Source organism: Kitasatospora sp. NPDC059160 (assembly GCF_042755465.1).
GTDB lineage: Bacteria > Actinomycetota > Actinomycetes > Streptomycetales > Streptomycetaceae > Kitasatospora.
Map to the genome: position 1 here is coordinate 19001 of NZ_JBHZCN010000023.1, position 13678 is coordinate 32678.

At 75.2% G+C, this 13678-nt stretch carries 1 protein-coding gene; it reads right to left on the bottom strand.

The genetic code is table 11. The features are described 5' to 3' along the window. Positions 1 to 47: 47 nt before the first annotated feature. On the bottom strand, positions 48 to 13622 hold the full coding sequence (locus ACFXOZ_RS12490) for an amino acid adenylation domain-containing protein (RefSeq protein WP_380589769.1): 13575 nt from the start codon (positions 13620 to 13622) through the stop codon (positions 48 to 50). Between the last annotated feature and the right edge of the window lie 56 nt (positions 13623 to 13678).

The window sequence follows — 13678 nt, forward strand, 5'->3', positions numbered from 1 at the left end:
CGGGGGGTGTCGCGGTGGTGCGGGGTGGTGCGGTGGTGAGGGGAGGCTCAGGGGCGGGGCGTGGGGGCCTGCGCGGGGTCGCGCAGGCGCTGGGCGAGCACCGGGCCGATGACCGCGAGGGCCTCCGGGCCGGTCATCGCGCCGTGGGTGCTGGGCACGTGGTGGACCTCCAGCCGGCCGCCCACGTGGGGCCGCCAGCTCTCGGGGTCGGGGGCGTCGGCCGGGCGGTCCTGGGTGGCGACGAAGACCAGCGCGTCGCCGTCGTAGCCGGGCAGCGGGGCGTCGCCGGCCAGCGCCAGGTTGGCCAGGAAGACCTCGACCACCCGGGCCACCCCGGCGCCGCTCAGCCCGGCCAGCGGGCCGGCGCCGTGCCGGACCAGCTCGGCGTAGCCCGCCTCGTCGGCGGGCCAGTCGGTGATCTCGCCGGCCTGCTGCCCGAGGGACTCCAGGATCGCGGCGAGCAGCGCCGGGTCGCGGTCGGGGGAGCCCTCGGTGGAACGGGGGCGGGAGCCGCCGGTGATCCGGTCGGGGGAGGCGCCGGTGATCCGGGCGTACTCGTCCAGCTCGGGGTAGCCGTCCAGCACGGCGAGCAGGTCGACCCGCTCGCCCTGTTCCCGCAGCAGCGCCGCCACGGCGTGGGCGACCGGGCCGCCGAAGGACCAGCCCAGCAGGGCGTACGGGCCCTCGGGGCGCACCGAGCGCAGTTCGGCCAGGTAGTCGCGGGCCATCTCCGCCAGGCTCGCCGGGTGGCGGGAGAGGTCGGCCAGGCCGGGGGCCTGGAGGCCGTAGATCGGCTGCTCGGCGTCCAGGTGGCGCAGCAGGCCGGTGTACACCCAGCTGATCCCGGCCGCCGGGTGCACGCAGAACAGCGGCGGGCGCGTGCCGCGGGTGCGGATCGGCAGCAGCACCGGGAAGTCCTCCTCGGCGGGGGCGCCGTCCCGGGCCGCGGCCAGCAGGTCGGCCAGCCCGGCGACGGTCGGCGCCCGGAACAGCGCCCGGACGCCGAGTCCGGCGCTGCCGGTCAGCTCGCGCAGCCCGGCGACCAGGCGCCCGGCCAGCAGTGAATGGCCGCCCAGCTCGAAGAAGTTGTCGTCGATGCCGACCCGCTCCAGGCCGAGCACGTCGGCGAACAGCCCGCAGAGCACCTCCTCCAGCGGGGTGCGCGGCGCGCGGCCGCCGCCCGCCCGGCCCGGCTCGGGGGCGGGCAGCGCCCGCTCGTCGAGCTTGCCGTTGGGGGTCAGCGGCAGGCGTTCCAGCGGCACCAGGGCGGCGGGCAGCATGTAGTCCGGCAGCTCGGCGGCCAGGTGGGTGCGCAGCGCGTCCAGGTCCGGCGCCCCGGCGTCCGGGGCCGGCACCAGGTAGCCGACCAGGCGCTTCTCGCCCGGGGCGTCCTCGCGCACCACCACGGCGGCGGAGGCCACTTCGGGACGGCGGCTGAGCACCGAGCCGATCTCGCCCAGCTCGATCCGGAAGCCGCGGATCTTCACCTGGGCGTCGATCCGGCCCAGGTAGTCCAGTTCGCCGGAGGCCGTCCAGCGGGCCAGGTCGCCGGTGCGGTACATCCGGGTGCCGGGGGCGCCGAACGGGTCGGCGACGAAGCGCTCGGCGGTCAGCGCCGGGCGGCCCAGGTAGCCGCGGGCCAGGCCGGCCCCGGCGACGTACAGTTCGCCGGGCACCCCGGCGGGCACCGGGCGCAGCCGGGAGTCCAGCAGGTACAGCCGCAGGTCCGGGATGCCGGCGCCGATCAGCGACCGGGACTGCCCGGCGGCCGTGGCGGTGTCCAGCGGGCGGTAGGAGACGTGCACCGTGGTCTCGGTGATGCCGTACATGTTGACCAGCACCGGCGCGTCCTCGGCGTGCCGCTCGTACCAGGGCGCCAGCCGGGCCAGGTCGAGCGCCTCGCCGCCGAACACCACCCGGCGCAGGGCGAGCCGGGAGCCGAGTTCCGGCTCCTCCTGGTCGGCCTGCATCAACTGGTAGAAGGCGGACGGGGTCTGGTTGAGGACGGTGACCCGCTCGCGCACCAGCAGCTCCAGGAACTCCCGGGGCGAACGGCTGGTCCCGAAGGGCACCACGACCAGGCGGCCGCCGTGCAGCAGCGCGCCCCACAGCTCCCAGACCGAGAAGTCGAAGGCGTAGGAGTGGAACAGGGTCCAGACGTCCTGCGGGCCCGGGGCGAACCAGTGGTCGGTGGCGGCGAACAGCCGGGCGACGTTGCGGTGCGGGATCACCACGCCCTTCGGCCGGCCGGTCGAGCCCGAGGTGTAGATGACGTACGCCGGGTGGTCCGGGCCGAGCGCGGGGGCGGGGGAGGGGGCCTCGGCGGGCGTCCGGGCCAGTTCGGCGGCCGTCCCCGGGGCGTCGAGCAGCAACAAGGGCAGCTGGGGGTCGGGCAGTCGGCCGGCGGCCGCGGTGGTGGTGAGCAGCAGCGCGGGCGCGGAGTCGGCCAGGGTGTAGGCGATCCGGTCGGCCGGGTAGTCCGGGTCGATCGGCACGTAGGCGCCGCCGGCCTTGAGCACCGCGAGCACGGCGACCACCAGCTCCACCGAGCGGGGCAGCGCCAGCGCCACCAGGCGCTCGGGGCCGACGCCGCGGGCGGCGAGGAGCCGGGCCAGCCGGTTCGCCCGGGCGTCCAGTTCGGCGTAGTCGATCCGCTCGTCCTCGTCGACCACCGCCACGGCCTGCGGGGTCCGGGCCGCCTGGGCCGCGAACAGCTCCGGGAGGGTGCGGGGTTCGGCGGCCGTGGGCCGATCGGTGGGCGCGCTCCAGTGGTCCAGGATCAGGGCCCGCTCGGCGGGGTCGAGGATCTCCGCCGCGTCGACCGGGCGGGCCGGGTCGGCCAGCACGGCGGTCAGCAGCCGCTCGAAGCGCTCGCCGACCGCCGTCACCGTGGCCGGGTCGAACAGCTCCTCGGCGAACTCGACGACCACGCCGATCCCGGCCGGGGAACCGTCGGCGGCCAGCCGCTCGCTGAAACCGAAGGCCAGGTCGAACTTGGCGAGTTCGGCCGCCGAGGGCTCCACCCGGGCGGGCAGGCCGGCGAAGTCGAGGGCGGCCTCGGCCTCGGGCCCGGCGGCGAAGGTCAGCATCACCTGGAACAGCGGGTGCCGGGCCGTCGAGCGGGCCGGGTTCAGCACCTCGACCAGCCGCTCGAAGGGCACGTCCTGGTGCTCGAAGGCGTCCAGGTTGGCCTGCCGCACCCGCTCCAGCAGCTCGTGGAAGCTCGGGTCGCCGGAGAGGTCGGCGCGCAGCACCAGGGTGTTGACGAAGAAGCCGATCAGCTCGTCCAGCGCCTCGTCGGTGCGTCCGGCGACCGGGGTGCCGAGCGGGATGTCGGTGCCCGCGCCCAGCCGGCCCAGGGTGGCGGCCAACGCGGCCTGCACCACCATGAACACGCTGGTACGGCTCTCCCGTGCCAACTCGACGACGGAGGCGTGGAGTTCGGCCGAGAGCCGGAACTCCACGGTGTCCCCGCGGCGGGTGGGTGACAGCGGCCGCTTGCGGTCGTAGGGGAGCGTCAGCTCCTCCGGGAGACCGGCCAGTGCCCGCTGCCAGTAGGCGAGTTGGCGGTGCTGGGCGCCGTCCGGGTCGTCCTCCGCGCCGAGCAGCTCGCGCTGCCAGAGGGCGTAGTCGGCGTACTGGACGGGCAGCGGCCGCCAGTCGGGCTCCGCGTTCGCGCGGCGGGCCCGGTAGGCGGTGTCCAGGTCGCGCAGCAGCGGGCCGACGGACCAGCCGTCGCTGACGATGTGGTGCATCAGCACCAGCAGTGCCTGCTCGCCCTGCGGCAGGGAGAACAGCGTGGCCCGCAGCGGGAGTTCGACGGCCAGGTCGAAGGCCTCCCGGCTCGCGGCGGCCAGCGCGGCCCGCAGCTGCGCCTCGTCGGCCACCGTGCGGGTGTGCAGGGCGGGTTCGGCGCTCGGGGCGACCAGCTGGTGCGGCCGGCCGTCGGCGCCGGGGAAGGTGGTGCGCAGCACCTCGTGCCGGGCGACCACGTCGGCCAGGGCGCCGGCCAGGGCGTCGGCGTCCAGGGTGCCGTCGATCCGGAGCACGAGCGGGGTGTTGTAGAGCGCGCTCGGGCCCTCGAACTGGTCGATGAACCAGAGGCGCTGCTGGGCGTGGGAGAGCGGGACCAGCTCCGGGCGCGGCCGGGGCAGCAGCCGGGCGCGGACCGGGCCGGTGCCCTCGCCCAGGTGGCCGGCCAGGGCGGCCACGGTCGGGTGGTCGAAGAGGGCGCGGATGGGGAGTTCGACGTCCAGGGCGGTGCGGATCCGGCTGATCAGCTTGGTGGCGAGCAGGGAGTGGCCGCCCAGGGCGAAGAAGTCGTCGTCGATGCTCAGGGCGGGCAGGCCGAGGGTCTCGGCGAACAGGGCGCACAGGGCCCGTTCGGCGGTGCTGCGGGGGGCGCGGCCCTCGGGGGTGCCGGAGTAGTCGGGGGCGGGCAGGGCGCGGCGGTCCACCTTGCCGTTGGCGGTGACCGGCAGCGCGTCCAGGGTGACGATCGCGGCCGGGACCATGTAGCCGGGCACCCGGTCGGCGAGGAAGGTCCGCAGTTCCCCGGGGGTGGCGTCGCCGGTGACGTAGGCGACCAGGCGCTTGTCCCCGGGCTGGTCCTCGCGGACCGTCGCCACCGCGTGCCCGACCGCCGGGTGGGCGGCCAGCGCCGCCTCCACCTCGGCCGGCTCGATCCGGAAGCCGCGGATCTTCACCTGGTCGTCGGCGCGGCCGAGGAACTCCAGCACGCCGTCCGCGCTCCACCGGACGATGTCGCCGGTGCGGTACATCCGCTCGCCCTTGCCGCCGAACGGGCAGGCCACGAAGCGCTCCGAGGTCAGGCCCGGGCGGCCGACGTAGCCCCGGGCCAGGCCGTTGCCCGCGAGGTACAGCTCACCGGGCACCCCGGCGGGGACGGGCCGCAGGGCGTCGTCCAGCACGTACGCCCGGGTGTTGGCCAGCGGGCGGCCGATCGGCACCACGGCCGGGACGTGCCCGCCGGGCGTCATGGTGAAGGTGGTCTTGATGGCCGTGGTCTCCGTCGGCGCGTACACCGCCACCACGTCCGTCTCCGGGCACGCCCGGAACAGCTGCCGGACGGCCTCCGGGGGCACCACGTCACCGCCGGTCCACACCTGGCGCACCCCGCGGAACGCCTCCGGGGTCTCCTCGGCCATCAGGCGCAGCAGACCGGAGGGCGCCTGCACCAGGGTGACGGCGTGCCGGGTGATGGTCGCGGCCAGCGCGGGGAGGTCGAGCTGTCCGGGGGCGGCCAGCACGATCCGCCCGCCGGTCACCAGCGGGGCCCACACCTCGGTGGTGGAGGCGTCGAAGGCGGTGGGCGAGTGCAGCAGGACGCTCTCGTGGTGGCCCTGGTGGAAGTGCGGGTTGGTGAGCAGGTCGACGACGTTGCGGTGGGTCACCGCGACGCCCTTGGGGAGGCCGGTCGAGCCCGAGGTGTACATCACGTAGAGCAGCTGGCCGGGGTGGGAGCGGCGGCCGGCGGGGGTCTGGGCGTTGGGGGTCCGGGCGGCGGGGGCGAGGCCGGTGGGGGCCTCGGTGACGTCGAGGGCGGTGAGGCCGGTGCCGGTGCCGTCGGTGCCGCTGTCGAGGACCGGGTGGTCGCGGTGGGTCGGGTCGACCAGGACGAGCTGCGCCCGGGTGTCGGCGAGGATGTGCCGCATCCGGTCCAGCGGGTACCGGGCGTCCAGCGGGACGTACGTGCCGCCCGCCTTGGTGACCGCCAGGATCGCCGTCACCAGCTCGGCCGAGCGGTCCATCAGGATCGCGACCGGCTCCTCCACCGCCAGCCCGCGGGCCAGCAGCACGGCGGCCAGGGCGCCCGCCCGGGCGTCGAGTTCGGCGTAGCTCAGCCGCCCGGTGTCGGACACCACGGCCACCGCCTCGGGGGTGGCGGCCGCCCGGGCCTCGAACAGCTCGGACAGCGTGCTGTCGGCGATCGGGACGGCGGTGTCGTTCCAGCCGGTGAGCAGCTGCTCGCGCTCGGCCGGGTCGAGGATCTCGATGGTGCCGATCGGCGCGTCCGGGTCGGTGGCGGCGGCCTCCAGGACGCGCAGCAGGCGCTCGGCGAGGGTGGCGACGGTGGCGTGGTCGAAGAGGTCCGCCGCGTACTCCACGGCCGCGGCCACGCCGAGCGGGGTGCCGTCCGCGTCGTGCTGCTCGGTGAAGTTGAAGTTCAGGTCGAAGTGCGCCTGGGACTCGCCCGCGCCCTCCAGTACCCCGCTGACCCCGCCCAGGGTGAGCGCGGGGGCCGGGCCGCTGCTCACCGTGAGGACGGTCTGGAAGAGCGGGTGGCGGGCCGGGGTGCGGGTGGGGTTGAGCTGTTCGACCAGGCGCTCGAAGGGGAGGTCCTGGTGCTCGAAGGCGTCCAGGGCGGTGCGGCGGACCCGGTCCAGCAGCTCGCGGAAGCCGGGGTCGCCGGAGGTGTCGGTGCGCAGGACGAGGGTGTTGACGAAGAAGCCGACCAGGTCGTCGAGGGCTTCGTCGGTGCGTCCGGCGACGGGGGTGCCGAGCGGGAGGTCGGTGCCGGCGCCGAGCCGGGTGTACAGCGCGGCGACGGCGGCCTGCACGACCATGAACAGGCTGGCCCGGTTGGCAGCGGCCAACTCGCTGAGCCGTCGGTGCAGTTCGGCGTCCAGCCGGTACTCCACCGTCCCGGCCCGGTGGCTAGGGGCGGCCGGTCGCGGCCGGTCGTACGGGAGCGCCAGCTCCTCCGGGAGCTCGGCCAGGGCCTGCTTCCAGTGGGCGAGTTGGGTGTGCTGGGCGCCGTCCTGGTCGTCCGCGGTGCCGAGCAGGCCGCGCTGCCAGAGGGTGTAGTCGGCGTACTGGACGGGCAGCGGCCGCCAGCCGGGTTCCGTGTGGGCCAGGCGGGCCCGGTAGGCGGTGTCCAGGTCGCGCAGCAGCGGGCCGACGGACCAGCCGTCGCTGGCGATGTGGTGCAGCAGGACGACCAGGGCGTGCCGTTCGGCGTTCAGGGAGAACAGCGAGACCCGGATCGGCAGGTCCTCGGCGAGCCGGAACACCGCGCCGGTGGCCTCGGCGACGGCGGCGCGCAGCTGCGCCTCGTCGGCCACCGTGCGGGTGTGCAGGGCGGGTTCGGCGTGCGCGGCGATCAGCTGGTGCGGCCGGCCGTCGGTGGCCGGGAAGGTGGTGCGCAGCACCTCGTGGCGGGCGACCACGTCGGTCAGGGCCCCGGCCAGGGCCTCGGGGTCGATCTCTCCGCTGAGGTGGGCGACGAACGGGGTGTTGTAGAGCGCGCTCGGGCCCTCGAACTGGTCGATGAACCACAGGCGTTGCTGGGCGGGGGAGAGCGGCACCAGGGCGGGCCTGGCCTGCGGGCGCAACGCCGGGCGGGCCGGGGTGTCGACGGTCGGCAGGGTGGTGGCCAGGGCGGCGACGGTGGGGTGGTCGAAGAGGGCGCGGAGGGGGAGTTCGACGTCCAGGGCGGTGCGGATCCGGCTGATCAGCTTGGTGGCGAGGAGGGAGTGGCCGCCGAGGGCGAAGAAGTCGTCGTCGATGCCGAGGGCGGGCAGGCCGAGGGTCTCGGCGAACAGGGCGCAGAGGGTCTGCTCGGTGCTGGTGCGGGGGGCGCGGCCCTCGGGGGTGCCGGTGTAGTCGGGGGCGGGCAGGGCGCGGCGGTCGACCTTGCCGTTGGGGGTGACGGGGAGGGCGTCGAGGACGAGGACGGCGGCCGGGACCATGTAGCCGGGGAGGCGCTCGCCTGCGAAGGCGCGCAGTTCGCCGGGGGTGGCGTCGCCGGTGACGTAGGCGACCAGGCGTTTGTCGCCGGGCCGGTCCTCGCGGACCAGAGCGAGGGCCTGGCGGACGGCGGGGTGGGCGGTGAGGGCGGCCTCGACCTCGCCGAGCTCGATCCGGAAGCCGCGGATCTTGACCTGGTCGTCGGCGCGGCCGAGGAACTCCAGCACGCCTTCGGTGGTGCGGCGGACGAGGTCGCCGGTGCGGTACATCCGGCTGCCGGGGGCGCCGTAGGGGTCGGCGACGAAGCGTTCGGCGGTGAGGGCCGGGCGGCCGACGTAGCCCCGGGCCAGGCCGTGTCCGGTGACGTAGAGCTCGCCGGGGACGCCGACCGGGACGGGCCGCAGGGCGTCGTCCAGCACGTAGGCCCGGGTGTTGGGGAGCGGGCGGCCGATCGGGACGCTGTCCGGCACCTCGGCCGCGGTGGTCATCCGGTGGTGGGTGGCGAAGGTGGTGGTCTCGGTCGGGCCGTAGCCGTCGACCACGGCCAGGCCGGGGCAGGCGGTCATGACGCGGCGGACGGCGGCGGCGGAGACCACGTCGCCACCGGTCCACACCTCCCGGAGGCCGGTGAAGAGGGTCGGCGCCTCGGTGGCCATGACGTTGAACAGTCCGGCGGTGAGCCAGGCGGCGGTGACGCCACCGCGCTGGAGGGTGTCGGTGAGTTCGGTGACGCCGAGGCGTCCGGGCGGGGCGAGGACGAGACGGCCGCCGGAGAGGAGCGGGGCCCAGAGTTCGTAGGTGGAGGCGTCGAAGGCGGTGGGCGAGTGGACCAGGACGCGTTCGTGGGCGCCGCCCGCGAAGGTGCCGCCGAGGGCGAGGTCGACGACGGAGCGGTGGGTGACGCCGATGCCCTTCGGCGTGCCGGTGGAGCCGGAGGTGTGCATCACGTAGGCCAACTGCTCGCCAGTGGGCACGAGTTCGAGGTTGGCGGCTCGTTCCTCGCCGACGGTGAGGGTGGTCAGTCCGGCCAGTGCGGGGTGGTCGCGGTCGGTGACGGCGATCCGGGCGCCCGCGTCGGCGAGGACGGCCGCGAGGCGCTCCTGCGGTTGGGCGTCGTCCAGCGGGACGTAGCTGCCGCCGGCCTTGAGCACCGCGAGCAGGGCGATGACCAGGGCGGGGGAGCGCTCCAGCAGCAGGGCGACTGGGGTCTCGGTGCCGACGCCCGCCTCGGCCAGGCGCAGCGCCAGGCCGTTGGCCCGGGCGTTGAGTTCGGCATACGTCAGCTCGGTGGAGCCCGCGACCAGGGCGATCGCCTCGGGCGTCGCGGCGGCCCGGGCCTCGAACAGCTCGGGCACGGTGCCCGCCGGAAGCTGCGCCACCGGCCCGTGCGAGCCGGAGAGCAGCTGCTCACGCTCGGCCGGGTCGAGGATCTCGATGGTGCCGATCGGCGCGTCCGGGTCGGTGACGGCGGCCCGGAGGACGCGCAGCAGGCGCTCGGCGAGGGTGGTGACGGTGGCGTGGTCGAAGAGGTCCGCCGCGTACTCCACCGCGCCGGAGAGGCCGCCCGGTACGCCTGGTCCGCCCGGTCCGGCCGAATCGCTCAGCTCGGCGAAGCCGAAGGAGAGGTCGAACTTGGCCACGTTGAGGTCGAACTCCAGCTCGCCGCACGGGAGACCGCCGAAGGTCTGCGGCGCCTTCGCCTGGTTCTCCAGGGCGATGAGGGTCTGGAAGAGCGGGTGGCGAGCCGGGGTGCGGGTGGGGTTGAGCTGTTCGACCAGGCGCTCGAAGGGCACGTCCTGGTGCTCGAAGGCGTTGAGGTCGGACTGCCGTACCCGGTCCAGGAGTTCGCGGAAGCTGGGGTCGCCGGAGGTGTCGGTGCGCAGCAGGAGGGTGTTGACGAAGAAGCCGACCAGGTCGTTGAGCGCCTCGTCGGTGCGTCCGGCGACGGGGGTGCCGAGCGGGAGGTCGGTGCCGGCGCCGAGGCGGGTGTAGAGGGTGGCGACGGCGGCTTGCAGGACCATGAACAGGCTGGCCCGGTTGGCGGTGGCCAACTCGCCCAGCCGCTGGTGCAGTTCGGCGTCGACGGTGAACTCGACCAGCTCGCCCCGGTGGCTCGGCGCGGCCGGTCGCGGCCGGTCGTAGGGCAGCGCCAGTTCCTCCGGCGCGTCGGCCAGGGACGCCTGCCAGAAGGCGAGTTGCCGCCCGATCAGGCTGTCCCGGTCCTCCTCGTCGCCGAGGAGTTCGCGCTGCCAGAGGGTGTAGTCGGCGTACTGGACGGGCAGCGGCTCCCACGAGGGCGCGTCTCCGTGGTAGCGGGCCCGGTAGGCCTCGCCCAGGTCGCGGAAGAGCGGGGCGACGGACCAGCCGTCGCTGGCGATGTGGTGGAGCAGGAGCAGCAGCACGTGCCGCTCGTCGGGCAGCGAGAACAGCGCCGCCCGGAGGGGCAGTTCGGTGGCGAGGTCGAAGGCGTGCGCGTTCGCCCGGTCCAGCAGCCCGGCCAGCTCGGTCTCGTCGGCGACGGTGGTGACGGTCAGGGTGGGCTCGACGGAGTCGGTGACCAGCTGGTGGGGCTGCCCGTCGGCGACCGGGAAGAGGGTGCGCAGCACCTCGTGCCGGGCCAGCAGGTCGTGCAGGGCGGCGGTCAGGGCCCCGGTGTCGACCGGGCCGGTGAGCCGGAGCGCGAAGGGGGTGTTGTAGAGGGCGCTCGGGCCCTCGAACTGGTCGATGAACCAGAGGCGTTGCTGGGCGTAGGAGAGCGGTACCGGCTCAGGGCGGGTGCGCGCCGTCAGCCCGGCCCGGCCCGGGGTGGTGTCCGCGCCGAGGTGCTGGGCGAGGGCGGCGATGGTGGGGTGGTCGAAGAGGGTGCGCAGGGGGAGTTCGGTGCCGAGGGCGGTGCGGATGCGGCTGGTGAGCCGGGTGGCGAGGAGGGAGTGCCCGCCCAGGTCGAAGAAGTTGTCGTCGATGCTCGGCTCGGCGGTTCCGAGGACCTCGGCGAAGAGCGCGCACAGGGTCTGCTCGGTGGCGTTGCGGGCCGCCCGGCCGGGGGTGGCGGCGGAGTAGTCGGGGGCGGGGAGGGCGCGGCGGTCGACCTTGCCGTTGGAGTTGACCGGGAGGGCGGTCAGCGTCACGACGGCGGCGGGGACCATGTAGCCGGGCAGCCGGTCGGTGACGAAGGCGCGCAGCTCGTCGAGCGGGGCGTCGCCGGTGACGTAGGCGACCAGGCGCTTGTCACCGGGCTGGTCCTGGCGGACCGTCGCGAAGGCCTGCCGGACGGCCGGGTGGGCGGCGAACGCGGCCTCCACCTCGGCGAGTTCGATCCGGAAGCCGCGGACCTTGACCTGGTCGTCCGTTCGACCGACGAACTCCAGTTCTCCTGTGGTGGTCCAGCGGGCGAGGTCGCCGGTGCGGTACATCCGGCTGCCGGGCGCGCCGTGCGGGTCGGCGACGAAGCGTTCGGCGGTGAGGGCGGGGCGGCCGACGTAGCCGCGGGCCAGGCCGTGCCCGGCGAGGTAGAGCTCGCCGGGGACGCCGACCGGGACCGGCCGCAGGGCGTCGTCGAGGACGTACACCCGGCTGTTGGGCAGCGGCCGGCCGATCGGCACCACGGCGGCCGGCACCTCGGCGGGGGAGGTCATCGCGCGGAGGGTGGCGAAGGTGGTGGCCTCGGTCGGGCCGTAGGCGTTCACCACCTTCAGCCCGGGGCAGGCTTCCAGGACGCGTCGCATGGCCGCCGGTGAGGCGATGTCCCCGCCGGTCCAGACCTCGCGCATCCCGGCGAAGGACTGCGGGGCCTCGGTGGCCAGCACGTTGAACAGGCCTGCGGTGATGAAGGCGCCGGAGACCTGCTGCCGGCCGAGCAGGTCGGCGAGTTCGGTGACGCCGAGCCGCCCGGGCGGGGCGATGACGAGACGGCCGCCGGAGAGCAGCGGGGCCCAGAACTCGTAGGTGGAGGCGTCGAAGGCGGTGGGGGAGTGCACCGCGACCCGGGCGAGGTGCTCCCCGGTGAAGGCCCCGCCGAGGGCGAGGTCGACGATCGCGCGGTGGGTGATGCCGATGCCCTTGGGGGTGCCGGTGGAGCCGGAGGTGTGCATGACGTAGGCCAACCGCGCGTCCGGGATGGCGAGTTCGAGGTTCTCCGCGGTCTCCTCGCCGACCGCGAGGGTGGTCAGCCCGGTCAGCGCGGGGTGGTCGCGGTCGGTGACGGCGATCCGGGCGCCCGCGTCGGCGAGCACGGCCGCGAGGCGCTCCTGCGGTTGGGCGTCGTCCAGCGGGACGTAGCTGCCGCCGGCCTTGAGCACCGCCAGCAGGGCGACGGCCAGGGCGGGGGAGCGCTCCAGCAGCAGGGCGACGGGGGTCTCGGTGCCGACGCCCGCCTCGACCAGGCGCAGCGCCAGGCCGTTGGCCCGGGCGTTGAGTTCGGCGTACGTCAGCTCGGTGGAGCCCGCGACCAGGGCGACGGCCTCGGGCGTCGCGGCGGCCTGCGCCTCGAACAGCTCGGGCACGGAACCGGCCGGAAGCTGCGCCACCGGCCCGTGCCGGCCGGTCAGCAGGTCCTCGCGCTCGGCCGGGTCGAGGATCTCGATGGTGCCGATCGGCGCGTCCGGGTCGGCGGCGGCCGCCCGCAGCACCCGGGCGAGGCGCTCGCCGAGGGTGGCGGCGGTGGTGTGGTCGAAGAGGTCCGCCGCGTACTCCACCGCGCCGGTCAGGCCGTTGGCGACGCCCTGCGCGTCGTGCTGCTCGACGAAGGCGAAGGACAGGTCGAACTTGGCGAGGTGCTGGTCGAGGACGTGTTCCCGGCAGGCGAGCCCGGCGAAGTCGGCGGGGAGGTCCTCGTCGCTGTCCAGCGTCAGCATGGTCTGGAAGAGCGGGTGGCGGGCCGGGACGCGGGCCGGGTTGAGCTGTTCGACCAGGCGCTCGAAGGGCACGTCCTGCTGGTCGAAGGCGTCCAGGTCGAGGAGGCGCACGCGCGCCAGCAGCTCGCGGAAGCTGGGGTCGCCGGTGGTGTCGGTGCGCAGGACGAGGGTGTTGACGAAGAAGCCGACCAGCTCGTCCAGGCCCTCGTCGGTGCGCCCGGCCACCGCGGTGCCCAGCGGGAGGTCGGTGCCGGCGCCGAGCCGGGTGTACAGCGTGGCGACGGCGGCCTGGAGGACCATGAACAGGCTGGCCCGTTCCTTCGCCGCCAACTCGGCCAGGTCCGCGTACAGTTCGGCGTCCAGGGCGAGTTCGGCGGCGCCGCCGAGCCGGGTGGGCGCGGCGGGTCGCGGCCGGTCGTAGGGGAGGGCCAGCTCCTCCGGGGCCTCGGCCAGGGCGCGCTGCCAGTGGGCGAGTTGGGTGGCGACCACGCTCTCCGGGTCGTCCTCCTCGCCGAGGAGTTCGCGTTGCCAGAGGGTGTAGTCGGCGTACTGGACGGGCAGCGGCTCCCACTGCGGCGCGGCGCCGGTGAGGCGGGCCCGGTAGGCGGTGTCCAGGTCGCGGAAGAGCGGGGGGACGGACCAGCCGTCGCTGGCGATGTGGTGCATCAGGACCAGCAGCACGTGCTCCTCGGCGGAGAGCGAGAACAGCGTGCAGCGGATGGGCAGTTCGGTCGCGAGGTGGAAGACGTGCCCGGCCGCGGCGGTGAGCCGGGCGGTCAGCTCGGCCTCGTCGGCGACCGGGACGGCGGCCACCTCGACGGCGGTGACGGCGGGGCTCTGCGGCTCGGCGATCGACTGCTGCGGGCGGCCGTCGACGGCGGGGAAGGTGGTGCGCAGCACCTCGTGCCGGGCGAGCACGTCGCGCAGCGCGAGGGTGAGGACGGCGGCGTCGAGCCCACCGGTCAGCCGGACGGCGAACGGGGTGTTGTAGAGCGCGCTCGGGCCCTCCAGCTGTTCGATGAACCACAGCCGCTGCTGCGCGAACGACAACGGGATCACGGTCTGCCTCCGACGGATGACGTGCTGAGTGGGGACTGGGCGTTCGGGCCACCGGG